The organism is Rathayibacter sp. AY1A3, from assembly GCF_002930975.1.
Classification (GTDB): domain Bacteria; phylum Actinomycetota; class Actinomycetes; order Actinomycetales; family Microbacteriaceae; genus Rathayibacter.
In genome coordinates, this window is record NZ_PSTO01000027.1 from 15473 (window position 1) to 41290 (window position 25818).

Here is a 25818-nt window from a genome sequence, read left to right on the forward strand (position 1 = left end):
CTTCAGGAGTCAAAAGGATTACACTCGTGACAGCGAGCTGATCGCACACTACTGAGCCGCACTGTCAGGAGTCAACATGGTGTTCGCCTATGACGTCGAGGCGTCGCTCACCTCCACCGCCACCCTCGTCAACACGCTCCCCGAGCTGTCGCCGTCCGGCGAGGACGAGATGGCGACGATCGAGCAGCTGGACGACTTCCTCCTCGAGAACCGGTACACGGGCAGCCGCGACGGATCGGCCGAGGAGCTGGAGGCCGTGCGGGCGTCCCGCTCCTCCCTCCGCACCCTCTGGCTCACGCGGGCCGAGGAGGACCTCGTCCCCGTCGTCAACGGGATGCTCGACTCCGGCCGCGCGCTCCCGCAGCTGGTCCGGCACGGACCCTACGGCTGGCACCTCCACGCGACGCGCGACGAGAGCCCGCTCGCCACGCGCATCCTGGTCGAGGCCGCCATGGCGTTCGTCGACGTGATCCGCGGCGACGAGCGCGAGCGGATCCGCGTCTGCGCGGCGGAGGACTGCGAGGCGGTGCTCGTGGACTTCTCCCGCAACCGCTCGAAGCGCTACTGCGACACGGGCAACTGCGGGAATCGCGCGAACGTGGCCGCGTACCGGGCCCGGCGGGCGTCGCAGTAGCGGACGGGCGGTCGTTGCGCGCGGGCTCGCGCGTCGGTGGTGCTGCGGCTCGGGGCCGGGGGGCTGTATGCGGGGCGACTCCGCGGGGGACCGGTTGCGGAGGTGCGCGGCTCCCGGGCTTCGCGGCTCGCGACCTGAGCGGCTCCCGACCTGGGCGGCTCCCGACCTGAGCGGCTCCTGGCCGCACGTCTCCCCGCCCTAGCCAGGCTCCGGGGCCGCGTGTAGACTCGCTCGGTCGGCTCTTGACACCGTGCGTTCGCGTGCGGATGGGTTTGTTAGTCAAGTGGGCCGAGTCTCCGACAGTCGTCGTGAGACGAATCACATGTGTGAATCGGCCCCGGTCAATGACTCGCCCGGGTTCTCCCCCTGCTGCCCCGCAGCAGTCCAGCGCACGGACGCCCCTCACGACGGGGCTCCTCCGGCGTCGCCTCCTCGCGCACGACCTGAACCCAGGAAGAACTGCCATGCCCAAGAACAAGAAGCCCGCCGGCGGACGTCCGGCCAAGAACTTCGAGCCCAACCGCTTCGGCGCCTCGAGCGGCAAGTCCCAGCTCGGCGGCCGCTCGCGCTTCCCCGGCGCCAAGCCGGGCTCGCGCAGCGAGGGCCACCGCGGCTTCCGCGCCGTCGACGAGAACGCCCCCAAGAAGGCGCGCTGGAACGCCGACGAGCGCGCCGAGCGGGCCACCGAGCGCGCTGATCGGCCCGCCCGCGGGAACGACCGCGACGAGCGGCCCTCGCGCGGCTTCGACCGCGATGCGCGTCCGGCCCGCTCGAACGACCGTGACGATCGTCCGGCGCGTTCCTACGGGCGCGATGAGCGTCCCGCGCGTTCCTTTGACCGGAGCGACCGTCCGGCCCGTTCCTTCGACCGCGATGCGCGTCCGGCCCGCTCGAACGACCGTGACGATCGTCCGGCGCGTTCCTACGGGCGCGATGAGCGTCCGGCGCGTTCCTTCGACCGGAGCGACCGCCCGGCCCGTTCCTTCGACCGTGACGCGCGTCCGGCCCGCTCGAACGATCGCGACGATCGTCCGGCCCGTTCCTACGGGCGCGATGAGCGTCCGGCGCGTTCCTTCGACCGGAGCGACCGTCCGGCCCGTTCCTTCGACCGTGACGCGCGTCCGGCCCGCTCGAACGACCGCGACGATCGTCCGGCCCGCTCCTACGGACGCGATGACCGTCCGGCCCGCACCGGCGACCGCGACGAGCGCCCCTCGCGCGGCTACGACCGCACCGAGCGTCCCGCCCGCTCGTTCGACCGCAGCGACCGTCCGGCCCGCTCCTTCGACCGGGACGCGCGTCCCTCGCGCGGCCACGACCGCGGCGACCGCCCGACCCGCTCGTTCGACCGCGACTCCCGGCCCTCGCGCCGCGACTCCGGCTCGGACTTCTACCCCAGCCGCGACGCCCGTGCGCCGCACCAGGCCGACGACGTCGTGCTCGAGCGCCTCGAGGCGACGGCCACGCTCGCCGTCGACGTCGAGGGCGTCACCTTCGGCGACCTCGGCCTGGGCGGGAACATCGTCCGGATGCTGACCGAGCTCGGAGCGGCCGCGCCGTTCCCGATCCAGGCCGCGACCATCCCCGAGGTGCTCGCCGGCAAGGACGTCCTCGGACGCGGCAAGACCGGCTCCGGCAAGACCATCGCCTTCGGCGCCCCCGTCGTCGAGCGCCTGATGGAGAACAACGGAGCGAAGGGCCGCAAGCCGGGCCGCGCTCCGCGCGCGCTCATCCTCGCGCCGACCCGAGAGCTCGCCATGCAGATCGACCGGACGATCCAGCCGATCGCCCGCTCCGTCGGCCTGTTCACGACGACCATCTACGGCGGCGTCCCCCAGTACAAGCAGGTCGGAGCCCTCCAGCGCGGAGTCGACATCGTCATCGCGACGCCGGGCCGCCTCGAGGACCTCGTCGAGCAGGGGCGCCTCGACCTCTCGAACATCACCATCACGGTGCTCGACGAGGCCGACCACATGTGCGACCTCGGCTTCCTCGAGCCGGTGCAGCGCATCCTCCGCCAGACCGCCGACGGCGGCCAGCGGCTGCTGTTCTCGGCCACGCTCGACAAGGGCGTCGCGACGCTCGTCGACGAGTTCCTGGTCGAGCCGAGCGTCCACGAGGTCGCCGGCGAGGACCAGGCGTCCTCGACCATCGACCACCGCGTGCTCCTGATCGAGCACCGCGACAAGGCCGAGATCATCGAGCAGCTCGCCGCCCGCCAGGGCAAGACGCTGATCTTCGCCCGGACCCGCGCGTTCGCGGAGCAGCTCGCGGAGCAACTCGACCACGCGGACATCCCCGCGACGAGCCTCCACGGCGACCTCAACCAGTCGCGCCGCACCCGCAACCTCGCGCTGCTCACCAGTGGACGCGTCGACGTGCTGGTCGCGACCGATGTGGCCGCGCGCGGCATCCACGTCGACGACATCGACCTGGTGATCCAGGCCGACGCTCCCGACGAGTACAAGACGTACCTCCACCGCTCCGGCCGAACCGGCCGCGCGGGCAAGACGGGCACGGTCGTGACGCTCATCACGCGCAACCGCCGCCGCCGCATGGAGGAGCTGCTCGACCGTGCCGAGATCGAGGCCGAGATGATCGAGGCCCGCCCCGGCGACCGCGTCCTGCGCGAGATCAGCGCCCCGGCCGAGTAGCCGCCGACCGCACGACGACGAGGCGCGGACCCCTGCATCGGGGTCCGCGCCTCGTGTCGTTCGTGGTGGGTGCTGTGGTGCGGCGTGACGGCGAGTGCCGGGTCGTGGTGACCCTCCGACTCCGCACTGCGCAGGGCTCCGCGCTGTGCGGCTTCCCGTGGGGCGGCGCTGCGTTGCGCGGCTCTGTGCTGGACGGCTCTGCAGTGCCCGGCTTCGCGGAGGGCTTCCGCACGCACGAACGCCGAAGGGCGGACACCGCGAGGTGCCCGCCCTTCGGCGTGTTCACCGGCCGGAGCCGGTGAGGGGAATTAGCTGGCCGGGGGGGTCAGCACGGTGTCGATGAGGTAGACGGTCGCGTTGGCGGTCTGGACGCCACCGCAGATGACGGACGCGTCGTTGACCTTCAGGTCGTCGCCGGAACCGGTGACGGTGAGGTTGCCGCCCTGGACGGTGGCGTGGTCGCCAGCGATCGCGTCAGGGGCGATCTGGCCGGGGACGACGTGGTAGGTCAGGATCGAGGACAGCGTGGCGGCGCCCTCGGGGGTCTTGAGGGAGTCGACGGTCGCGGCGTCGAGCTTGGCGAACGCGTCGTCGACCGGGGCGAAGACGGTGAACTCGCCGCTGTTCAGCGTGTCGACGAGGTTGACGTCGGGGTTGAGGCCACCGGAGACCGCAGCGGTCAGGGTGGTGAGCAGCGGGTTGTTCGACGCGGCGGTCGCGACGGGGTCGAGCGACATGCCCTCGACCGAGCCGGCGCCGTCCGGGACCTGCTCGGCGTAGGCGGCACAGCCGGGACCGACGAGGTTCGCGGCCGGGTCCATGGTCGCCATGGGGGTCGAGGAGGCGGAAGCCGACGAGGTGGCCATCGGGGTCGACATCTCGGTCGCCGCGTCGCTGGCGGCGGTGGTCGAGCCGCTTCCGCTCGAGCAGGCGGTGAGGCCGAGGGCGGCGGTGCCCAGCAGGGCGAATGCGGCGAGGGCGGAACGCTTGGTGGATCGCATGGGATTACTCCTTCGTGAGACGGCCCCCACGTGATGCGGAGGACCTGTTCTGTGTGGACCGTGTCGCGGCCGTTGACATGTGTTCGGAGCCCTCCCTGCGGGGGTTTGGATTTCTTTCGGTGATCTAGGTAACGGCTTCGTAACGGCAGGGAACCGGGACGGCGGGTGGCTGCTCCGCCGCGTCGATTACCCTGGAGACGTCGCGCGCATGCGTCGACGTGACGACGAGAGGACGGGCGAGTGCAGACCCGAGGCGCACGAGTGGCTCGCGGCGTCGCCGCCGCTCTCGCCGCGACCGCCACGGCCGCCGCTTCCCACACGCTCGCGGGCGCCGAGACCCCCGCTCCTGCCGTGCTCGCCCTCGCCGCGGCGTTCGCCGTCGTCGTCTGCGTCCTCCTCTCGGGGCGCCGTCTGTCCCTTCCCCGGCTGACGCTCTCCGTGCTCCTCAGCCAAATCGCGTACCACGGCCTCTTCCTCATCACGGGCAGTGGTGGGGAGGTGAGCGTGGTCGGGACGACGGGCACCGGCGCGCACTTCCACGACGGATCGACCATCGAGCTGATCGCCGGCGGAGGCGGACACGCGGCTCACGCTCCGGTGATGCTCGTCGCCCACCTCGCTGCGGCTGCCTTCACGATCGCGGCGTTCCGGTACGGCGAGCGCCTCTTCTGGACGCTGGGAGAAGGCCTCCAGCGCGTCGTCGTACGGATCGTCGCCCGCGCGTCCGCGGTCGCGCTCCCGTCGGCCCCCGGCGTCTCGATGACGGGCACCCCCGAGCCGCGGGCGCCTCGATCCCTCGACGCGGTCCTCTCGATCCTCCGGCACCGCGGGCCGCCGCTGCGGGTCCTCCGCGCCGCCTGACGCTCCTCCCGTGCGGGAGTGGCTCCGGTCGGCGCCTCCGCACGCACCGCGGACCCGCGCTGCGTCCAGAACTCCCGGCCCCGCGCCGGATCTCCCCCGAGGACACGACCGTCATGACCCGTTCTTCTTCTTCTTCTTCCTTCTCGCGGCTCCGCCTCGTCGGCAGCGGCGCACTCGTCGCCGCCGGATCGATCGCGCTCGCTGTCGCCGCGCCCACGGCGGCCAGCGCCCACGTGACCGCGGCGGCGAGCAGCACCGCCGCCGGCTCGTACACGGTGGTGACGTTCTCGCTGGCCCACGGCTGCGAGGGCTCGCCGACGACGGGACTCACGATCACGATGCCCGACGGCATCAACTCGGTCAGCCCGACGATCAACCCGAACTGGGACGTCGTGAAGAACGAGGTCGCGATCGCCGACCCGGTCACCGACTCCCACGGGAACACCGCGACCAAGCGGGTCTCGGACGTGGTCTACACGGCGAAGACGCCCCTCGCCGACGGCTACCGCGACACTGTCGCCCTCCAGCTTCAGCTCCCCGAGGACGCAGCCGGCTCCACCCTGGAGTTCCCCGTGCTGCAGACGTGCGAGACCGGCAGCACCGCCTGGGACCAGCCGACCGTCGACGGCCAGGACGAGCCCGAGCTGCCCGCTCCCACCGTCGCGGTGACCGCGGCGGAAGCGGGGTCCGGCCACGGGGGCGGACACGACGACGACGGCGACGGTGACGACGCGGTCGCGACCACCGCCTCGGCGACGACGGCCACGAGCGGCGACGACGTGCTCGCCCGCATCCTCGGAGTCGGCGGGCTCGTCGTCGGCGCGGTCGGCGTGGCCGTCGGGCTCGCCTCCCGCCGCCGCGGACCCCGGGCGTCGGCGTGACCCGTCGGAAGGCCCTCGTCGCCGCGACCGCGATCGGGCTGCTCGGCTCGATCGCGGTGGCGGCGCCCGCCAGCGCGCACAACTACCTCGTCTCGACGACTCCAGCTGCGGACTCGACCGTGACGGAGCAGCCGGGAACGCTGGTGCTGACGACGAACGACGACCTGCTCGTCCTCGGGACGGACGGAACGGCGGCGGCTCTGCGCGTCGTCGGGCCGGACGGGCTCTACTACGGCGACGGCTGCGTCAGCGTCGTCGGGCCGGAAGCGTCGATGCCGCTCGAGCTCGGCGCGGCGGGGGAGTACGAGGTGACCTGGCAGGTCGTGTCCACCGACGGGCACCCCGTGTCGGGCCAGTACGCGTTCGACTGGGCGCCGTCCGACGGGACCGCGCTCGCCGAGGGGTCGGACTCGGTCCCGGACTGCAACGGCACCGTCGCGGTCTCAGGAGGACAGGCCGAGTCCGCCGACGAAGCGCAGGCGACGTCCGGATCGGACCCGGCACTCCTCGGGGACGTCCTGTGGATCGGCGGCGCTCTCGCCGCGGTCGCCGCCGCCATCGGAGTGACGCTCCTCGTGCTGCGACGGCGACCCCGCGACTGAGGCTCGTGACCCTCCTGTGACGACGGCCGGTCAGTTCAGGAGGCTCGCGAGGGGCCCTTCACCGAGACCGGTCAGGACGGCCGCCGCGTCCTCGTAGACGGCGACGGCCCCAGCCTCGCCGAGTTCGTGCTCCGAGGTTCCGCCGGAGAGGACTCCGACTGTTGCCAGGCCCGCGCGCTCGGCGGCCAGGACGTCCCAGGTCGCGTCGCCGACCATGACGGCGCGGTCGACGGAGACGCCCGCGCGGTCGAGCGCGATCGAGATCAGGTCGGGTGCTGGCTTGGCGGTGGAGACGTCGGCGCCGCTGGTGACAGCGTGGACGGAGCCGCCGAAGTCGAGGACGTCGAGAAGCACGTCCAGCTCGTTCTGCGGTGCCGAGGTGGCGAGGACGACGTGGACGCCTCGACCGACGAGCGTCGCGATGAGCTCGCGAGCTCCCGGGAGTGGAACGATGCGTGCTGTCGTCTCGGCGTAGTTCTTGGTGTGCAGCGACTTCACCAGTGCGCGCTGCTCCTCCTTCACGTCGTCCTCGAGGAGCATGTCGAGCAGCTCCGACGAGTCTGCGCCGATCGCTCGTTGGATGCGCCAGGCGGGCACGACGAGGTCGGCCTGCCAGAAGGCGCGCGACCACGCCTCGACGTGGAGGAAATTCGTGTCGGCGAGGGTCCCGTCGATGTCGAAGAGCACCGCCGAGGTCCCCGTCGTCGCGTCTTTCCTGGCCTTCGTTCCTGCCATGTCGCTGCCCCTCTTGTCGCTTCCGCGCCTATCGGCCCGTGCCGTCCACGCTACGCGGGCGCGCCGAAGCGGGCCCGCCCCTTGACCTGCCCGTCCACGCCACCCGACCTGCCCCTTGTCACGCCCCGCCGGTCCCGGTCGGATCGTGTCCGCCCTCCGTCCCGTTCCCCGGCTCCCCGGGCCGGGTGACATGCTGCCGTCCCGTCGGGCTCGTCCAGTGCAGCGTGCCGTCCGGCTCCTGCCGGTGGGTCCACCCCGTGGTGTGGCGGAGCCGGTGGTGGTGTCGGCAGAGGTGTGCGAGGTTGTCGACCGACGTGGTGCCTCCGTGCTGCCAGTCGTTCGTGTGGTCGACGTCCGCGTGGCGGGTGCTGCGGGTGCATCCCGGGAACCGGCAGGTGCCGTCGCGGTGCTGGAGGTGGCGACGCAGGTCCGCCGGCACTCGGTAGGAGTCGCGTCCGACGGAGAGGACCGCTCCGCTCTCCGGATGGGTGAGCAGCCGCGTGAACGAGGGAGCACCTGCTGCGAGACGCCGCGCGGTCTCCGGATCGACGGGTCCGTATCCGTCGAGGACGGCGGGCTGGTCGGAGCGCCCGAGGAGGGTCAGTGCAGGCACGGTCACCGCGACTTCGGCGCGCACTCCCGCAGGCATCGACGTGCCGTCTCCCTCGGCCGATGTCTCCCCGTCGACCAGCAGCGCAGCGGCGATGTCCGCGCGGAGCTGGCCCAGCGTCCGCTCCTCGTCCGGCAGATCCGCGAGGGAGCGGGCGGCCCGGTCGATCCTGTCCATCGCGCCGAGCACATCGGGAGCTGCGGTGTAGAGGTGCAGGATCGCCATCCCGTCGTCGAGGCCCTCCACCCAGAGCGCGCGACGACGGGCGCAGTCCCGATGACGTTCGCTGAGCGTCTGCGGGTGCAGCCGTTCCCGGAGCGACCGGAGGGCGCGTCGCAGCTGGGGCGGCGTGCAGGCGACCGCGATCGTCGCGGCCTCCTCGTCGAAGCGCCCACGGGCCTCAGCCGGGACGTCGATTGCTCCTCGCACCACGAGTCGCGCGTGCTCGGGGGAGAGCGCTCCGTCCGCGAGTGCGCGCAACGTCGCCGGGAGGTCGTTCACCAGCAGGCGCGCCTCGTCGACCAGTGCAGAGGCGTGCGCCTCCGAGACCCGGAGTTCCGTCGCGAGCTCCGCGATCAGCGCCCGGTGCGCCGCCTCCGCCCGATCCACCTGCACCTGGACGTGCTCGCCGACGAGCGCCGCCGGTGCCGCCATCGCGAGGCGGCGTGCCTCCTCGATCGCCCGGTACCGGGATGCTTCGACGGCAGAGCGCTCGGCGTGCCGTGAGCCGGCGAGCGCGAGCGCCTCCGTGAGTGAGTCGTCTACTGTCGCCGATTCCTTCATGCCCTGATCTCAGCGGACGAAGTCTCGTCGTGGACCTCGGGACCGCCGTTCCATCGGACAGCATCGCGAAGAGCCGCCTGTGGAGGAGCGTTCCCGCCCCCTCACACCTTCCGCGGCACCGTGAACACGGTCTCCACTCCGGCCGAGTACAGCACCGAGTCCGGCGCGCGCGTCGCCAGCCCGGGGAAGCCCGCGGCGTCGAGCAGCCCGTCGTCGAGCGCCAGCAGCTCCGCGCGGCGCAGCGGCCACGGCCGGTGCAGGTTGCGGCCGTACCAGGTGGAGCCCAGGTGGCGCTCGTGGTAGGCCCAGCGTGCAGTGAGGAACGAGGCGAGCGGGTCCTCGCCGACCGGGTCGCCCGGGCGGACGACGATCCGGGAGCGGGCGGCCGAGTCCGAGTGCCGGATCGTGTCGTAGATCACCGCGCCGTGGCGGTGCTCGATGCTCATCCGGGCCCAGCGGTAGGGGAGCCCGAACACCGCCTGCGCGGTGAGCACGGGAAGGAGGTGGGAGGCGTCGAGCGAGACGAACACGACTCCGCGTCGTCCCTGCTCGTCGACGGAGTAGAGCCGGACGTTCACCTCGGGGAAGGTGCCGAGCCAGGGCACCCGCGGGCCGCCGAGGAAGGCCGTCCGCGAGAGCCGGAACGGGATCAGGCCCACCCAGGAGGAGCCGTCGTGCTCGTCGGGCCTCGTCCCGGCCGGGAGGTGGGGCGCCACCAGGGCGGGGTCGACCCGCCAGTGCAGGAACGTCGCCTCGGTCCAGCGCTGCTTCAGGATGCGCGGTCCGCCGAGCGCGGGCGCGGAACGGGTGACGGGTTCGACGGAGCTCACGCGCCCATCGTGCTCCGGTGTGCTGCGAGCTCGCCCGTGCAGGCGCGCTCAGCGGCGCGCGGCGAGGGCCTTCAGTGTCTCCAGCACCAGGGCCACCGGTGCGGAGGAGGCGGCGGAGTTCCGCACGACGGCCTCGAGGGAGCGGACAGGCCGGGGACGGACGACGGGCACGGCGCGGACGCCGTCCGGCAGGCGGTGGGCCGCGAGCTCCGGCAGGACCGTCACGCCCATGCCCGCGGCGACGAACGCGGCGGCGGTGATGTGGTCGTTGGCCTGGACGTGGAAGGGCGGCGCGAACCCGGCGGCGGCGCAGGCCTCCACGACGTTCCGGCGGCACCAGCCGGTGGGCAGGTCGTTGTCGACCCAGCGCTCGTTCGCGAGCTCGGCGAGGTCTATCTCGCTCCGTGAGGCGAGCGGATGACCGTCGGGCAGGACGACGAGGTAGGGGTCGTCGAGGAGGTGGTGCGCCGTGAATCCGGGGGCGGTCGGCTCGGAGGAGGCGACGAGGAGCTGCACGTCGGGGCGCGCTCCGAGGTCGTCGTCGAGCTCCTCTCCCAGGCGCAGATCGAGGGCGAGGCCGGGAAACGCGGCGGTCAGCCGGCGGGCGACCTCCGGCATCCAGGCGCTGCCGACGGAGGCGAAGTACGTCACCGAGAGGCGGCCGGAGCGGCCCTCGCGCAGCTCCTCCACCACGGCCTCCGCTTCGGCGAGGCGCTCGAGGACGCGGTCCGCCTGGGCGGCGAGGGCGCGTCCGGCTGGGGTCGGGCGGACGCCGCGGCCCACCCGCTCCAGCAGGGTCAGTCCCGTCTCGCGCTGCAGAGCGGAGAGGTGCTGGCTGACGGCGGAGGACGTGTAGCCGAGGCCGGAGGCGGCTCCCGCGATCGAGCCGGAGGCGACGACGGAGCGGAGGATGCGGAGCCGGTGCACGTCGAGCATGAGACGACCGTACAGTCCGGCTGAACGATCCGACAGTGAACGGAACTGGTGCTGAATCCCCGGCGGCGCCACGATGGCCTCATGACCGACGTCTCCTCCTCCGCCCCGCCCTCCACGAGGGACGCCCTCCTGCTGTGGGGCGCGATCGCGGTCACCGTCCTGCTCTGGGCGTCGGCCTTCGTCGGCATCCGCGCCACGACGGAGGACTTCGGCCCGGGCGCGCTGACCCTCGGCCGCATCGTGGTGGGGTCGCTCGCGCTCACGGTGGTGCGCGTCGTCCTCACCGCCCGGAGGCGCCGCTCGGAGGCGGCTCCGGATCCGCGCACGGCGGTCCCGCGCGGGCGCCTCCTCCTGCTCGTGCTGGGCTGGGGGGTCGCCTGGTTCGCGGTCTACAACCTGGCGTTGAACGCTGCGGAGCGGCACGTCGACGCGGGGACGGCGGCGCTGCTGGTGAACATCGCGCCGATGATCACCGCCGTGCTCGCCGGGCTGCTGCTGGGGGAGGGGTTCCCCCGCCGTCTCCTCGCCGGGATGCTCGTGGCGCTGACCGGCGTCGCGGTGATCGCGTTCTCCACCTCCACCGGGCAGTTCGACATGATCGGCGTCGCCCTCGGCCTGGTCGCCGCCGTCGTCTACGGCAGCGCGGCGACCCTGCAGAAGCGCCTGCTGGGCCGGATCGACGCGCCGACGATGACCTGGCTCGGCTGCCTCGCCGGCACGGTCGCGTGCCTGCCCTTCGCCCCGGAGCTCGTCGAGGCGCTCGCCGCCGCTCCGCTCTCCTCGATCCTGGCCGTGGTCTACCTCGGGATCTTCCCGACTGCCGTCGCCTTCACGACGTGGGGGTACGTCCTCGCGCGCTCCAGCGCGGGTCGCACCGCGGCGTCCACCTACGCGGTGCCCGCGGTGGTCGTGCTGCTGTCCTGGCTCGTCCTGGGCGAGACCCCGCCGCTCGCCGCGCTGCTCGGAGGCGCGCTCGCCCTGGCCGGAGTCGCGGTGGCGACGCTGCGGAGGCGCCCGAAGGCGGTCTGACCGGCGGCGGACGCTCCTCCACAGCCGCCCGATCGCGTCGAGTCCTCGGACGAGGCGGCTCGCGGGGATCCCGCGGGAGGGCCCGGGATATGCTGGGCGGACGTTCATCCCAGTCGGCGCCGAGCGCCAGGAACGGTGAGGATCCCGATGACCGAGGCCCTGCAGCCGCCCGTCCAGAACGCCCTCTCGCTCACGCCTCCGGAGCCGGTGGCAGCGGTGCCGACCACCTCGGCGCCGTCGATCGCGCCGAAGGTGCCGGAAGCCGCCCTGCCCGGCCTCGAGGCGAAGGTCGACGGCTACCTCGACACGCTCCTGGCGACGGAGTCCCGCAGCCCCGAGTTCGCGACGCGGGCCAACGACATCCGCACGATGGGCGACGCCGACATCCGCTCGGCCGCCGACTCGTCGAACCGGCTGCTGAGCACGCCGGTGCGCGCCCTCCAGGAGGGCGGGCTCTCCGAGGGGTCGACCATCGGCAAGACGCTGCTCGAGCTGCGCCGCACGGTGGAGGATCTGGACCCGTCCGAGGACAACCTGCAGAAGAAGATCCTGGGCTTCATCCCGTTCGGCAACAAGATCACCGACTACTTCCGCCGCTACGAGAGCGCCCAGTCGCACCTGAACGCGATCATCCAGGCCCTGTACGACGGGCAGGACGAGCTGCGGAAGGACAACGCGGCCCTGAATCTCGAGAAGCAGAACCTCTGGGAGACGATGACCCGTCTCAACGAGTACATCTACGTCGCCGAGCGGCTCGACGTGAAGCTCTCGGCGAAGATCGCCGAGCTCGACGCCACCGACCCGGAGCGGGCGAAGGCGCTGCGCGAGGACGTCCTCTTCTACGCGCGCCAGAAGCACCAGGACCTGCTGACCCAGCTGGCCGTGTCGATCCAGGGCTACCTCGCGATCGACGTCGTCATCAAGAACAACGTCGAGCTGATCAAGGGCGTCGACCGGGCGACGACCACGACCGTCTCGGCGCTGCGCACGGCGGTCATCGTGGCGCAGGCGCTCGCCAACCAGCGCCTCGTGCTCGATCAGATCACGGCGCTGAACACCACGACGTCCAACATGATCGAGGCCACCTCGCGCATGCTCGCCGACCAGTCGGCCTCGATCCAGTCGCAGGCCGCCTCGGCCACGGTCGGGCTGCCGCAGCTGCAGGCCGCGTTCGCGAACATCTACCAGACGATGGACTCGATCTCGGACTTCAAGATCAAGGCGCTCGACAGCATGGCCCAGACCGTCGGAGTCCTGCAGACCGAGACGGCGAAGGCCGGCGAGTACGTCGAGCGGGCCCGCCGCAGCAACTCGGACATCGACGCGACGTCCTCGCTCGATCTCGGCCGCTAGCCGATGGGCTGGTTCTCCCGACTGTTCACGGGTGCCCCCGCGGCGCCGGAGGAGACCGCGCCCGCTCTGCCGAGCGTCCCGACGAGCGAGGACATCCTCGCGGCGCTCGACAGGGTGGGCGCGCGGACGGAGGGCCGGGTGCCCGGCATCGTCGCGGCGCGCATCCAGCGGATCGACGAGACGGTCCGCGAGATGGTGCCCCGTCTCGACCGCCTCGGCGGGATGAGCCGTCAGGGCCACACCGTCGTCGCGACCGCGACCAGCTACCTCCCCGAGGCGGTGGAGGGCTACCTCCGCCTGCCGAGGGACTTCGCCGACCGCCGCGCCGTGCACAGGGGGAAGACCTCGCTGATGATCCTCTGCGACCAGCTCGACCTCCTCGGAGGCACGCTCGACCGCATCTCGGACGCCGTCTCGCGGCAGGACGCCTCGGCGCTGATCGCGCACGGGCAGTTCCTGGCCGAGAAGTTCACGGAGTCCTCGCTCTCCCCGAGCGGTCTCGACGCGCCTCCGCAGCCGGGAGCGCCGTCCGGATCCGGCTCGCTGACCCCGCCGAGCGCCTCGTGACCGCGCTCGCCCCGGCGCTGGACGCCCTCGTGCTCGCGGGGACGGCCGCCGGCCTCGACGCCGCGGCGGTCCGCGACGAGGGTGCGCGGCTGGCCGCCGCCGTCGCCGAGTCGATCCGCGGCGCCGGACAGGACTGGCTCGCCGCGACCGGCGCGACGGGCGGTCTGGAGGCGTTCTTCACCGCCGCCTCGAGCGGCCGGCGCTGGCGGTCGGGGCCGACCGATCAGCTGGCCGCCCTGGTCGGCGCGGGCTCGCACCACGCCTCCGCCTACGCTCGCGCTCTGACCGAGGTCGTCTCGGCGGCCAGCGCTCTCGGCGACCCGGGCATCGGCGGCATCGCCTCCGCCTCCGCGACCGCCGCGGCCCAGCTCTCCGCCGTCCCGGGCGCCCGGGGCGCCGCTCCGACGACGAGCGGAGGAGTACCGCACACGACCGGCCGGACGCCGGACGGTGCCGCGAGCGCCGACCTGCCGACCGGTCTGCCCGCCGGCGTGCCCGGGGTCGACGAGATCCTCGAGCGCCTCCGCCGGACCGAGCACGACGGTCCGCAGGACGAGCCGGCGCCCGCCGCCGCTCCCGCCGCGGAGCCCGCCTCCGAGCCGGAGCCGCTCGACCCGCCGGAGTCCATCGACGACCTGCTCGCCGAGCTCGACGCGCTGATCGGCCTCGACCGGGTGAAGAGCGAGATCAAGCGCCAGACGCAGCTGCTCCGGATCGACACCCTGCGCCAGGCCGCCGGACTCAGCACGCCCACGCTCACCCGCCACCTCGTCTTCACGGGGAACCCCGGCACGGGCAAGACGACGGTGGCGCGGCTGGTCTCGCGGATCTACCGCTCGCTCGGCATCCTCTCGAAGGGCGTGCTCGTCGAGGTCGACCGATCGGAGCTGGTGGCCGGCTACCTCGGGCAGACCGCGACGAAGACCGCGGAGGTGATCGCCTCCGCTCGCGGCGGCGTCCTCTTCATCGACGAGGCCTACGCGCTCGCGCTCGACCAGTACGGCGCGGAGGCGGTCACCACCCTCGTGAAGGACATGGAGGACCACCGCGGCGACCTCGTCGTGATCGTCGCCGGCTACTCCGGGCCGATGCAGGGCTTCCTCGACACGAACCCGGGACTCGCCAGCCGCTTCTCGACCACGATCGACTTCGCCGACTACTCCGACGACGAGCTCTCGGCGATCTTCGGCCGCCTCGCCGCCTCCGCGGACTTCGAGCCGACGGAGGAGGCGCTCGCCGCGTTCGCGGGCCTCGCCTCGGCGCAGCAGCGCACGGAGGCGTTCGGCAACGGGCGCTGGGTCCGCAACGTCCTCGACGCGGCGATCGCCCGGCACGCCTGGCGGCTCCGCGACGTGGAGGAGCCGACGCTCGACGAGCTGCGCATCCTGCTCCCCGAGGACGTGGTGGAGAGTCCCGAAGCCTCAAGCAGACCGGACGGGGACGGCGAGGACGACGAGGGCTCGGTCGCGGGCTCTGAGGAGGAAATCGGGCAGGCGGACGCCGCCCCGAGCGGCACGGCCGTCCCCGTCACCGACGACCCCGAGGAGGAGAGCCGTTGAGCACCGCACCCGCCGCGCCGCCCGCGCAGAGGATCCCCGAGCCGCCCCTCGTCCAGGTCGCCAACCGGCCGGCGCAGCGGAAGCCGTCGCTGCTGGCCCGCGCGACCGCGACCACTCCGAACACCCTGCGCCTCCTGCTCGCCCTGACGGCGCTGGCGGCGGTGCTGTTCGGCGTGTTCGCGCAGCAGGCAGGAGCGATGCAGGCGCGCGCCGCGACGACGGCCCGGGAGCAGTCGGCGCAGCTGCTCGGCGTGCAGAACGTCCGCACGCTGCTGGTGGACGCCAACGCGATCGCGGCCAACACCTTCCTCGTCGGCGGACTGGAGCCGACCGAGCTGCGGGCGTCGTACGTCTCGAGCCTCACCGGCGCCGCCTCCGCGATCGCCGGACTCTCGGCCGCCGACTCGGCGGACACCCGGGCCCTCGCCCGGGTCGCCAGCAGCATCACGACCTACAGCGGGCTGATCGAGCAGGCGCGAGCCAACAACCGGCAGGGCTTCCCCGTCGCCTCGGCGTACCTCGACCAGGCGTCGACTGCCCTCTCGGGAGACGGCGGCATCCTCGAGGACCTCGACGGGCTCGTCGACTCCGGCGCCGACCGGGTCGCGGCCGCCTACGACGCCGTCCGCTGGAGCGTCCTGCTCATGATCGGCTCGCTCGTGATGCTGGTCCTCCTCCTGGCGGCGCAGCTCTGGCTCGCCCGCCGCACGCACCGCTACCTCAACCGCCCGCTCGCCACGGGGACCGCCCTCCTGCTGGTCGTCGGCGTCGGCGGGGCGCTCGCCTACGGATCGGTCGCGGCGGACGCGGGGACGGCGCGGGTCGAGTCCTACCGCGAGGCGCTCACCGTGTCGAACGCGCTCATCGCCGCGAGCGACGCCAAGTCGCTCGAGAGCTTCACGCTGATCAAGCGCGGCTCCGGCGCCGCCCTCGAGGAGCGCTACACCCAGGCCGTCGACTCCGCCCGGGAGAAGCTCTCGGGCGACCTGCAGGACGAGCTGGCGAGGACACGGCTCGTCGACGAGTTCGGGCAGTGGCAGTCATTCCACGAGGAGATCCGCGCCGCGGACGACGCCGGGAACTGGGACCAGGCCGTCCGCGTCGCCACGATCACCGGGAACGGCACGCCGAACGACCTCTTCACCACCTTCTCCGACGACGCCCGCGACGTGGTGCAGGAGAAGGCACTGGCCGCCGCCACCACGCTCGACAGAGGTGCGGAGTTCGCGACCCTCGTCTCGTGGATCCTGCTGGCGGCGGGTCTCGCCGGAGCCGTGTTCGCCTGGCGCGGCATCGCCCAGCGACTGGAGGAGTACCGATGAACCGCCTGCGCGCCGCCGCCCTCGCCCTGGCCACCGCCGCGGCACTCGCCCTCACCGGCTGCACGACGGGGGCGGACGACCTCGGCACGCCCCTCGCCGCGGCGACCCCGACTCCGACGGCGAGCGCGACCGCTCCCGCCGCTCCGGCCGCGGCGGACTGCTCGCCCTCGGCGGTCACCTCCTACGCGCCGACCGGCGTGACCGACAGCACCAGGCTCGCGGAGATCCGCGGGCGCGGGACCCTGCGCGTCGGCGTCTCGGCCGACACCCTCCTGATGAGCGCCCGCAACCCGATCACGGGGGCGATCGAGGGCTTCGACGTCGACATCGCCCGCGAGGTCGCCCGGGCGATCCTCGGCAGCGACTCCATCGACTACGTCGTGATCACCTCCGCTCAGCGCCTCCCCGCGCTCACCGGCGGCGACGGCGCCCCGCAGGTCGACATGGTGGCCCGCACCCTCACGATGACCTGCGATCGCTGGAGCTCGATCGCCTTCTCGTCCGAGTACTACGACGCCGGCCTCAAGGTGCTCGTCTCCGACGACCCCGACGGCGTCCCGATCACGGGCATCGGCGACCTCGGCGGCGAGAGGGTCTGCGCGCCCAGCGGCACCACGACGCTCAGCCGCCTGGAGAACGACTACCCGGAGGTCGAGGCCGTCGAGGCCGCCACGCACTCGCAGTGCCTCGCCCTCTTCCAGGCCGGCGAGGTCGACGCCATCGCGGGCGACGACACGATCCTCGCGGGCTTCGTGGCGCAGGACCCGTACGCGAAGGTCGTCGGCGACGCCCTGAGCTCGGAGCCCTACGGCCTCGGCCTGCCCGCCGACGACCCCGACTTCGTGCGCTTCGTCAACGCCTCGCTCGAGAGCATCCGCAGCGACGGCCGCTGGCAGAGCATCTACGAGCGCTGGCTCGGGGTCCTCGGCGAGGCCTCGCCGCCGGCCCCGGTGTACGGCCGATGAGCACCGGTCTCGCGGAGGGGACCCCCGTCGCTCCGGGCCGGCTGGGGGAGGCCGCGCCGCAGCGCGAGCTCTTCGAGTACCTCGCCGCTCTCACCCGCTGGCTCCAGCGGACCACGCGCGAGCTCTCGCGGCTGGACGCCGCCGCGCTGGCGTCGCCGCAGGCCGAGAACTACACGGCCGACGTGGTGCTCGCCCAGTCGCTCCGCGAGTCCGTCACCAGGCGCCTCGCCGAGCTCGAGGCGGTCTGGGACTCCGGCCGCGTCGACGTCGTGGCGCGCGAGCGGATGTCGCAGCTGATCTGGGGCCGTCTCGACGCCTCCGGGAGCGGCGCGGTCTCGCTGGTGGAGGCGGTGCGCCTCTGCGACGCGGTCGTCGGCCAGCTGCGCTCCCGGCTCGAGCTCGACCCCAGCGGCACCGACGTCGCCGGGCGGATCGTGGGGGTGCGCGCCGAGATCGAGCGCTGCCGCGACCTCACCCGTGACGGCGGCGGCACGGTCGACCGCGAGCGGGCGGAGCGGGTCGCCGTGCTGCGGTCCCGCCTCGACGCGCTCGCCGAGCGGGCGGGCCGGGGAGCCGACGTGTCGGGGCCGCTCGGCCAGCTCGAGAGCGACTCCGCCCGGCTCGAGCGCGACCTGATCATCGCCGCGTCCGAGCGGCGCGGACTCGAGCGCGACCGCCGTCGGGCGCGCGAGCTGGCGGAGGCGGCCGAGCGACGCGAGGCGCCGCTGCGCGAGCTCGTGGCCCGCTGCCGCCGCGAGATCGCCGACCCGCCGCGGCTGGCCGTGCCCGACGTCTCCCGGCTGGGCGATCCTCCGTCCGACCGCGAGGCGCTCGACGCGCACCTCGCCCGCCTCACCGCCGTCGGCCGCGCGTTCGACGCGGTCGAGGCCGCCTACACCTCGCCGCTGCGCGAACGGGCCGCCCTCGGCTTCCGCCTCCGCGCGCTGCGGGAGCGGGCCGAGGGCAACGGCCGCGCTGCCACCGCCGTCGGCGTCGCGGCCGAGGAGGAGGTGCGCGCCGCCCTCGACGCGGTGCCCTGCTCCGTCCCGCTCGCCCGCCACCTGGTCGAGCAGTACGACGTCGTCACCCGCGACCTCCCGCACCCCGACCCCGCGCACCACCGGAAGGCCACCCCATGAACGGCGCCCCCTGCACCGCGACTCCCGGCTGCACCGGGACGATCGAGGACGGCTACTGTAACGTCTGCGGCCTGCCGCCCGAGGAGGGCGCCGCCGCCTCCGCGCCGACCGCGCGCCGCGCCGCTCCGGCCTCCCCGCCGGCCACCGCCTCCGCCGCCTTCGGCACCGGTTTCGTCGAGGGCACCCCCGGCGCCACGGCACCCGGCCCCGCGGAGGAGTCGGCCACCGCGCGCAGCACGCGCACATCCTCCGCCCGCCTCGCCACCGCCGCCCTCGGCTCCGCCCGCACGGCGCAGACCGGCTCGAAGGTCACCCGCCGCGTCGGCACCACCTCGACCCGACTGCGCGGCCCGAGGCTCGGCGCCGGGCTCACCACCGTCCCGTCCCGCCCGGCCGCCGACCCGATGGCCGCTCTGATGACCGAGGCGGTCCTCCCCGAGCGCAAGCGCTTCTGCTCGCACTGCGGCACCGCCGTCGGCCGCGGGCGCGACGGTCGGCCCGGCCGCACCGAGGGGTTCTGCCCCAACTGCCGCACGCCGTTCTCGTTCACCCCGCAGCTGGTGAAGGGCGACGTGGTCGGCGGCCAGTACGAGGTCGTCGGCTGCCTGGCCTACGGCGGCCTCGGCTGGATCTACCTCGCGCGCGACCGGAACGTCTCGGGGCGCTGGGTGGTGCTCAAGGGCCTGCTCAACTCCGGCGACCCCGATGCGTACGCGGCGGCCGTCACCGAGCGCCGATTCCTGGCCGAGGTCGAGCACCCGCTGATCGTCGAGATCTACAACTTCGTCCTGCACGACGGCGCCGGCTACATCGTGATGGAGTACGTCGGCGGGCCGAGCCTCAAGCAGATCCTGAAGGAGCGGCTGGACGCCAACGGCGGCGCCGCGGATCCGCTGCCGGTGGACCAGGCGCTCGCCTTCGTGCTCGAGGTCATGCCCGCCTTCGCCTACCTGCACGACCACGGCCTGCTCTACTGCGACTTCAAGCCGGACAACATGATCCAGGTGGGCGACCAGGTCAAGCTGATCGACCTCGGCGGAGTGCGCCGGATCGACGACGAGGACTCCGCCATCTACGGCACCGTCGGCTACCAGGCTCCGGAGGTCGCCGACCTCGGTCCCTCGGTCGCCTCCGACGTCTACACGATCGGCCGCACGCTGGCCTCGCTGGTGCTCGACTTCCGCGGCAACCAGACGACCTTCGTCGCCTCGCTGCCGCCGGTGTCGGAGACGCCGCTGTTCCAGCGCTACGACTCCTTCTACCGCCTGATCGCGAAGGCATGCGCTCCCGACCCGCAGGACCGCTTCGCCACGGTGGACGAGATGCGCGGCCAGCTGCTCGGAGTGCTGCGCGAGGTCGTCGCGACCGACCGCGGTCCCGGACACCCCGCGCTGCACTCGACGGAGTCGGCCCTGTTCGAGGCGCCCGTTGCCGACGTGGTCGACCGCGTCCCGCCGTGGGACGCGCTGCCGGCGCTCCGCCGCGACGAGTCCGATCCCGCCCGGTCGTGGCTCGCGGGCGTGAACGTCGCCGACCCGATCGTGCGCCTGCGCGCTCTCGCGCTCGCGCCCACCGTGACGGTCGAGGTGCGGCTCGCCCGCGCCCGGGCGGCGATCGAGGCGCAGCGCTGGGAGGAGGCGGCCCGCGCGACGGGCGAGATACTCACGGAGGACCCGTGGGAGTGGCGGGCGGTCTGGATGAGCGGCCTCGCCCAGCTCGCGCGCGGCGACGACATCGGGGCCCGCGCCTCCTTCAACACCGTCTACGGTCAGGTCCCCGGCGAGCTCGCCCCGAAGCTCGCGCTCGCCGCGGCGTGCGAGGCGAGCGGTGAGCCCGAGGTCGCCGAGTCCCTCTACGTGATCTGCGCCCGCGCCGACGCGAACTACACGGCACCCGCCGCCTTCGGTCTCGCCCGGGTGCGGCAGCTGCGCTCCGACCTCGACGGGGCGCTCGACGCGCTCGACATCGTCGCGCCCACGCGCTCCTCCTACTCCGACGCGCGCCGCCGCCGGGCGGAGCTGCTGGCGGAGTCGGGCCGCGGGCTGCCCGCGCTCTCGGCCGCCCTCACGAGCGTCGACTCCGTGTCGATCGACCAGCGGACCCGCCTCGAGCTCACGACCCAGGTCCTCGCCTCCGCCCTCGAGCTGGTGCGGCGCGACGGCCCGGCCGAGGGAGCGACCCTCGGCGGAGTCGAGGCGAACGAGGCCGCCATCCGCGACGGCCTCGAGGCCTCCTACCGCGCGCTCGCCGCCTCCACTCGCGAGCGCGACGAGCGCCTGCGCCTCGTCGACCGGGCCAACGAGGTCCGACGCTGGACGCTGACATGAGCGGCGCGCTGTCGACTCCCTGCCCGAACTGCGGCGAGCCGGTCACGACGGGCGACGCGTTCTGCGAGGCCTGCGGGACGCCGCTGATCGTCGCGGCCACCCCCTCCGCTCCGCCCGTCGCCGTCGGAGGATCCGCCGCCTGCGTCTACTGCGGGGGAGCGGTCGCCGAGGACGGCTACTGCGAGCAGTGCGGACGCCCCGCTCCGACCGAGCGCGAGCACTGGGCCGAAGCGCCGCACCCGCTGGTCGGCGGCGTCTGCGACCGCGGGCTCCGGCACCCGGCCAACGAGGACGCGATGGCGCTCGGGGCGACCACCGGCGCCGACGGCTCTCTGAGGACGGCGCTGCTCGTGGTCTGCGACGGGGTCTCCTCGACCCCCGACTCCGACAAGGCGTCGCTCGCCGCGGCCCGTGCGGCACTCAGCGCGCTGCAGGCCGAGGTCGGCGGGGAGAGCGCGGGAGCGGACCGCTGGCGCGCGCTGCTTCAGATGGCCACCGCGCGCGCCTCCGGAGCGATCGACGCGGCCGTGCCCGAGAAGCGGTCGAATCCGCCCTCGTGCACCTTCACCGCGGCGGTGCTGGACGGCGCGCTGCTCGTCACGGGCAACGTGGGCGACAGCCGCAGCTACTGGATGCCGGACGCGGGCGAGCCGCGGCAGCTCACGGTCGACGATTCATGGGCGCAGGAGCAGATCGCCTCGGGAGTGCCGCGGGAGCAGGCCGAGACGGCGCCCGACGCTCACGCCATCACCCGCTGGCTCGGCGCCGACGCGCACGACGAGGAGCCGCGGGTCGCCTCCGAGGAGCTGACCGAGCCGGGCTGGGTGCTGGTCTGCTCCGACGGGCTCTGGAACTACGCGTCCGCCGCCGAGGACCTCGCGCGCGTGCTGCGCGAGGCGCAGGAGAGGGTGGGCGCGGATCCGGTCACGCTCGCGGAGGCGCTGGTCGCCTGGGCGAACGAGCGCGGCGGGCACGACAACATCACGGCCGCGCTGGCGCGGTTCGACCCGGCGGGTGCGGCGGAGACTGCGGCTGAAGCGTCCGCTGCCGAGGTGAACGGTGAGGAGACCGGTACAGCCGAGCAGGATGCCGCCGACTCCGGTGCCGATCCCGATGGTGCGGAGCCGGACGCCGCGGAGCCGGACGCTGCCGGCGCCGGCGCCGCCGACCTCGGCGCTGCGGGCCCGAGCGCGGCCGAACCCGATGCTGCGGACCCGAGCGCGGCCGACCCCGCCGCCTCGAGCCCCGAATCGGCGAGGCCCTCGCCCGACGCCTCCCGTCCCACCGACTGAGCGCGCCGATCCGTCCAGACCACCCCGCCACCGCTGGACGGATCGGCACCCCCGCGGCCGTGGTCACGCCCCTACAGTCGTCGCCATGAGCATCGCCGAGCCCGCCACCGCCCTGTCCGTCGTCGGCCACTGGATCGACGGGGCTCCCTCCGACTCCTCGTCCGGCCGCACCGCTCCCGTCTACGACCCGGCGCTGGGAGTCGCGACCAAGGAGGTCGCGCTCGCCGACTCCGCCGAGGTGAACGCCGCCGTCGCCTCCGCGAAGGCCGCCTTCCCCGCCTGGCGCGACACGTCGCTCGCGAAGCGGCAGCAGATCGTCTTCCGCTTCCGCGAGCTCCTCGAGGCGAAGAAGCAGGAGCTCGCCGAGCTGATCACGTCGGAGCACGGCAAGGTCGTCTCGGACGCGCTCGGCGAGATCACCCGAGGCCAGGAGGTCGTGGAGTTCGCGACCGGTCTCGCGCACCACCTCAAGGGCGAGTACTCGGAGCAGGTCTCCACCGGCGTCGACGTCTACTCGACCAAGCAGCCGCTCGGCGTGGTCGGGATCATCTCCCCCTTCAACTTCCCTGCGATGGTGCCGATGTGGTTCTTCCCCATCGCCATCGCAGCCGGCAACACCGTCGTGGTGAAGCCCTCCGAGAAGGACCCGTCCCCGGCGATCTGGCTCGGCGCCCTCTGGAAGGAGGCCGGCCTCCCCGACGGCGTCTACACGGTGCTCAACGGCGACAAGCAGGCGGTCGACGGGCTGCTCGAGCACCCCGACGTGCGCTCGATCTCGTTCGTCGGCTCCACCCCGATCGCGCAGTACGTCTACGAGACGGGCACCCGCCACGGCAAGCGCGTCCAGGCCCTCGGTGGGGCGAAGAACCACATGCTGGTGCTCCCCGACGCGGACCTCGACCTCGTCGCCGATTCCGCCATCAACGCCGGCTTCGGCTCGGCGGGCGAGCGGTGCATGGCGATCTCGGTCGTCGTCGCGGTCGAGCCCGTCGCCGACGAGCTCATCACCAGGATCCAGGACAGGGCGTGGAAGCTGCGCATCGGCGACGGCCGCCGCGGCTGCGACATGGGCCCGCTGATCACCGAGGCGCACCGCGACAAGGTCGCCTCCTACATCGCGATCGCGGAGGAGGACGGCGCGGAGGTCGTCATCGACGGCCGCGGCATCGAGGTGGACGGCGACGCGAACGGGTTCTGGCTCGGCCCGACCCTGCTCGACAAGGTCCCCACGACCTCCCGCGCGTACACGGAGGAGATCTTCGGACCGGTGCTCTCCATCGTCCGCGTCGCCTCCTACGAGGAGGGCGTCGCACTCATCAACAACGGCGCCTTCGGCAACGGCACCGCGATCTTCACCAACGACGGAGGAGCGGCACGCCGCTTCCAGAACGAGGTCGAGGTCGGCATGATCGGCATCAACGTCCCCATCCCCGTCCCCGTCGCCACGTTCTCCTTCGGCGGATGGAAGGCGTCCCTCTTCGGCGACACCAAGGCCCACGGAGCAGAAGGCGTCCGCTTCTTCACCCAGCAGAAGGCCATCACCAGCCGCTGGCTCGACCCCTCCCACGGCGGCATCAACCTCGGGTTCCCGCAGCATTCATAGGCTCTCTCCTCCTTCGTCGTCGATCGCCCGCAGTCGGCTCGGGAGGGTGGTCGGGTATTGCAGAGCGTCGTGCGTTCCGCGCACGTCGATCCGCTGGGACGCGGATCACCGGTTGCGCTCCGCGGTGCTCGTGAGGCTCTCTCCTCCTGGCGTCGTCGATCGCCCGCAGTCGCGGCGCTGGTGAGCCTCTCTCCTCCTTCGTCGTCGATCGCCTGCGGTCGGCTGGGGAGGGTGGTTCCGTTCTCGAGGGCGTCGAACGTTCCGCGCACGTCGATCCGCTGGAACGCGGATCGCCGGTTGCGCTCCGCGCCGGCGGGAAGTGCTCGGTCGACCGGAGAGGCTCCTGAGCACCGCCGAGCGCAACCGGCGATCCGCGTGTGAGCGGATCGTCGTGCGCGGTACGCGACCCGCTTTTCCCAGCGCGACCACCCTCCCCGTCCGACCGCGGCCGATCGACGACGCAGGAGGAGAGAGGCTCTTGAGCACCGCGCAACCGTCGATCCGCGTGTGAGCGGATCGTCGTGCGCGGTACGCGACCCGCTCTTCCCAGCGCGACCACCCTCCCCGGCCGACCGCGGCCGATCGACGACGAAGGAGGAGATCGGCTATGAGTGCAGCCGCAGCGCCGTCCAGAGCTCGGTGCGGGCGGAGACGTCGTCGAGGTCGAGGCCGAGGGCGCGCTCGACGGCGGTGATGCGGTTGCGGAGGGTGTGGCGGTGCACGCCGAGGTCGCGGGCGGCGGGCTCCCAGGCGCCGTTGCGGCGGAGCCAGACGCGGGCGCTCTCGAGCAGCACGGCTCCCTCCGGGGTCAGCAGCGGTGCGAGCATCCGGCGGGCGAGCGGTGCGGCTCCGGCGGCGGCGAGGAGCCCGATCATCCCCTCTGCTGCGACGTCCTCGAAGCGGACCACCGTCCCGTCTCCCGTCCGCTCGGCGGCGCGCCGCGCCTCCTCGAGGCCCCGGTCCAGGTCGGACCAGCCGATCGGGGCGGAGGCGCCGGCGCTCGCGCCGTGCCGCTCCAGCACGGCGGTCAACGGCTCGAGTCCGTCAGCGGCGGCCACGGCGACGAGCGAGCCGTCCCTCTCGGCGAAGAACAGGCGCGCGCCGTCCTCCTCCGCCACGACCTCCAGCTCGTCGAGGAGCGAGTCGCCGTGCACGGGCGCGCTCAGCACGACCACCCGCACGGGCTCGGCGGGCAGCGGGCTCCCCAGGCGCCGTGCGGTGCTCTCGGCGACGTCGAAGGCTCCCGCGGCCAGCAGCTCGAGCAGTCCGGAGCGCAGCTGCCGGCGGGAGGAGTCCAGCGCGCGCCGCTGCTCCAGCGCGATGCTCGCCAGGGCTATGACGCTCGCGACGAGGTCGCTGCCCGCCGGGTCCAGGGGCGTGCCGGTGCCCACGGCGAGCACCCCGCGCAGGTGGTCGCGGCGCCCGATCGTCTGCAGCGTCACTCCGCCGCCGTCGTCGAGTCGGAGTCCCGCTCGGCTGCCGCGGGTCAGGGCGTGCCTCGCGGCCGCGGCGACCGCCTCCTCCGCCGGCACGTCGAGCCGGGTGGGCAGGTGCACCCTCTGCCCGGCGGCGTCGTAGAGGGCGACCCAGCAGTCCAGCTGCCGCTCCAGCTCGGTGAGGATCGCCGCGAGCCCGTCCGGCCGCAGCGCCGCGCGGGCGACCCGCCGCTGCGCCTCGAGCGACCACTCCAGCCGCTCACGCTGCTCCCGCGAGATCACGTCGGCGACGAAGCGGATGATCCCCATGAACGGAGTCAGGTCCGCCACCTCCAGCAGCGGCAGGCCCTGGCGCTCGCACGCCGTGACGAGAGCGGCGGGCACCTCGTCGTGCACGATGCGGGTGGCGAAGCCGAGCGCGCGGATGCCGCGGCCGCGCAGCCGGGCGACGTACTCCTCCGAGAACTCGGCGCTGTCGTACCCGGTGAAGTGGACGCCGTCGGTCAGCAGCAGCTGGCCCGACTCGAGCCAGGGCGTCGGATCGACGAGGTCCGAGGAGTGCGCCCACACCAGAGGGGCGTCGAGGTCGGCCTCGTCGTGGACGCCGGCGAGCACGCGGAGGCGGAAGGCCGGTTCGGCCAGCAGATCGCGGACGGTCGCGGGCATGCGCGGCTCCCTTCGACGTTCCGTCCATCGTAG

At 73.4% G+C, this 25818-nt stretch carries 21 protein-coding genes; 15 read left to right on the top strand and 6 right to left on the bottom strand.

Annotated elements, in window-relative coordinates:
* Positions 1-76: 76 nt before the first annotated feature.
* Positions 77-634 carry a CGNR zinc finger domain-containing protein gene (locus tag C5C10_RS12550; protein WP_104329376.1) on the top strand — a complete coding sequence of 186 codons (558 nt, stop codon included), beginning with the start codon at positions 77-79 and terminating at the stop codon, positions 632-634.
* A 464-nt stretch (positions 635-1098) separates the two neighbouring features.
* Positions 1099-3288, top strand: a complete 2190-nt coding sequence (locus tag C5C10_RS12555) for a DEAD/DEAH box helicase (protein ID WP_104329377.1) — start codon at positions 1099-1101, stop codon at positions 3286-3288.
* A gap of 308 nt (positions 3289-3596) precedes the next feature.
* Here C5C10_RS12555 and C5C10_RS12565 read toward each other — a convergent pair whose 3' ends face one another.
* Positions 3597-4289, bottom strand: a complete 693-nt coding sequence (locus tag C5C10_RS12565) for a fasciclin domain-containing protein (RefSeq protein WP_104223824.1) — start codon at positions 4287-4289, stop codon at positions 3597-3599.
* 261 nt (positions 4290-4550) lie between these two features.
* Here C5C10_RS12565 and C5C10_RS12570 point away from each other — a divergent pair, with 261 nt between their 5' ends.
* The 3 genes from C5C10_RS12570 (at position 4551) to C5C10_RS12580 (ending at position 6633) form a co-directional block, all read left to right on the top strand.
* Positions 4551-5150, top strand: coding sequence for a hypothetical protein (locus C5C10_RS12570; protein ID WP_104329379.1), 600 nt, complete (start codon positions 4551-4553; stop codon positions 5148-5150).
* A gap of 113 nt (positions 5151-5263) precedes the next feature.
* Positions 5264-6031: a YcnI family protein gene (locus C5C10_RS12575; RefSeq protein WP_104267143.1), complete on the top strand. Its 768-nt coding sequence runs from the start codon at positions 5264-5266 to the stop codon at positions 6029-6031.
* Positions 6028-6633 carry a copper resistance CopC family protein gene (locus C5C10_RS12580; protein ID WP_104329380.1) on the top strand — a complete coding sequence of 202 codons (606 nt, stop codon included), beginning with the start codon at positions 6028-6030 and terminating at the stop codon, positions 6631-6633. Before C5C10_RS12575 ends, C5C10_RS12580 begins: the two co-directional genes overlap by 4 nt.
* A 30-nt stretch (positions 6634-6663) precedes the next feature.
* Here the strand turns inward: C5C10_RS12580 and C5C10_RS12585 are convergent, their stop codons facing one another.
* The 4 genes from C5C10_RS12585 to C5C10_RS12600 all read right to left on the bottom strand — a co-directional run bounded on the left by C5C10_RS12585 (position 6664) and on the right by C5C10_RS12600 (position 10527).
* On the bottom strand, positions 6664-7368 hold the full coding sequence (locus tag C5C10_RS12585; protein ID WP_104329381.1) for an HAD family hydrolase: 705 nt from the start codon (positions 7366-7368) through the stop codon (positions 6664-6666).
* 118 nt (positions 7369-7486) lie between these two features.
* Complete coding sequence (locus C5C10_RS12590; RefSeq protein ID WP_104329382.1) at positions 7487-8761, bottom strand: HNH endonuclease signature motif containing protein; 1275 nt, start codon at positions 8759-8761, stop codon at positions 7487-7489.
* A gap of 101 nt (positions 8762-8862) precedes the next feature.
* Positions 8863-9591, bottom strand: a complete 729-nt coding sequence (locus C5C10_RS12595; RefSeq protein ID WP_104237664.1) for a YqjF family protein — start codon at positions 9589-9591, stop codon at positions 8863-8865.
* A gap of 48 nt (positions 9592-9639) precedes the next feature.
* Positions 9640-10527 (bottom strand): LysR family transcriptional regulator, encoded by an 888-nt coding sequence (locus C5C10_RS12600; protein ID WP_104269369.1) that lies wholly within the window; start codon positions 10525-10527, stop codon positions 9640-9642.
* Positions 10528-10608: 81 nt separating this feature from the next.
* Between C5C10_RS12600 and C5C10_RS12605 the strand changes: the two genes are divergently transcribed.
* The 10 genes from C5C10_RS12605 to C5C10_RS12650 all read left to right on the top strand — a co-directional run bounded on the left by C5C10_RS12605 (position 10609) and on the right by C5C10_RS12650 (position 23683).
* The gene (locus tag C5C10_RS12605; RefSeq protein WP_104329383.1) at positions 10609-11556 is read left to right on the top strand and encodes a DMT family transporter; all 948 of its coding nucleotides are present in this window, start codon (positions 10609-10611) and stop codon (positions 11554-11556) included.
* 147 nt (positions 11557-11703) lie between these two features.
* A complete protein-coding gene (locus C5C10_RS12610; RefSeq protein WP_104223833.1) occupies positions 11704-12909 on the top strand; it encodes a toxic anion resistance protein in 1206 nt (401 codons plus the stop codon).
* A 3-nt stretch (positions 12910-12912) separates the two neighbouring features.
* A complete protein-coding gene (locus C5C10_RS12615; protein ID WP_104249860.1) occupies positions 12913-13476 on the top strand; it encodes a hypothetical protein in 564 nt (187 codons plus the stop codon).
* Complete coding sequence (locus C5C10_RS12620; protein WP_104329384.1) at positions 13473-15035, top strand: AAA family ATPase; 1563 nt, start codon at positions 13473-13475, stop codon at positions 15033-15035. The genes C5C10_RS12615 and C5C10_RS12620 overlap by 4 nt, the downstream gene beginning before the upstream one ends.
* Positions 15032-16357 carry a hypothetical protein gene (locus tag C5C10_RS12625; RefSeq protein ID WP_104329385.1) on the top strand — a complete coding sequence of 442 codons (1326 nt, stop codon included), beginning with the start codon at positions 15032-15034 and terminating at the stop codon, positions 16355-16357. Before C5C10_RS12620 ends, C5C10_RS12625 begins: the two co-directional genes overlap by 4 nt.
* The gene (locus tag C5C10_RS12630) at positions 16354-17322 is read left to right on the top strand and encodes a glutamate ABC transporter substrate-binding protein (RefSeq protein ID WP_104329386.1); all 969 of its coding nucleotides are present in this window, start codon (positions 16354-16356) and stop codon (positions 17320-17322) included. The genes C5C10_RS12625 and C5C10_RS12630 overlap by 4 nt, the downstream gene beginning before the upstream one ends.
* Positions 17319-18461 carry a hypothetical protein gene (locus C5C10_RS12635; RefSeq protein ID WP_104255300.1) on the top strand — a complete coding sequence of 381 codons (1143 nt, stop codon included), beginning with the start codon at positions 17319-17321 and terminating at the stop codon, positions 18459-18461. The genes C5C10_RS12630 and C5C10_RS12635 overlap by 4 nt, the downstream gene beginning before the upstream one ends.
* On the top strand, positions 18458-20788 hold the full coding sequence (locus C5C10_RS12640) for a serine/threonine-protein kinase (RefSeq protein ID WP_104329387.1): 2331 nt from the start codon (positions 18458-18460) through the stop codon (positions 20786-20788). The genes C5C10_RS12635 and C5C10_RS12640 overlap by 4 nt, the downstream gene beginning before the upstream one ends.
* Entirely contained in the window at positions 20785-22080 is a 1296-nt protein-coding gene (locus tag C5C10_RS12645; protein ID WP_104329388.1) for a PP2C family serine/threonine-protein phosphatase, read from the top strand. The genes C5C10_RS12640 and C5C10_RS12645 overlap by 4 nt, the downstream gene beginning before the upstream one ends.
* An 85-nt stretch (positions 22081-22165) precedes the next feature.
* Positions 22166-23683 (top strand): CoA-acylating methylmalonate-semialdehyde dehydrogenase, encoded by a 1518-nt coding sequence (locus tag C5C10_RS12650; RefSeq protein ID WP_104329389.1) that lies wholly within the window; start codon positions 22166-22168, stop codon positions 23681-23683.
* A 605-nt stretch (positions 23684-24288) separates the two neighbouring features.
* On the opposite strand, the gene C5C10_RS12655 is transcribed toward C5C10_RS12650, so the two are convergent.
* Positions 24289-25785, bottom strand: coding sequence for a PucR family transcriptional regulator (locus C5C10_RS12655; RefSeq protein ID WP_181073457.1), 1497 nt, complete (start codon positions 25783-25785; stop codon positions 24289-24291).
* Positions 25786-25818 lie beyond the last annotated feature (33 nt).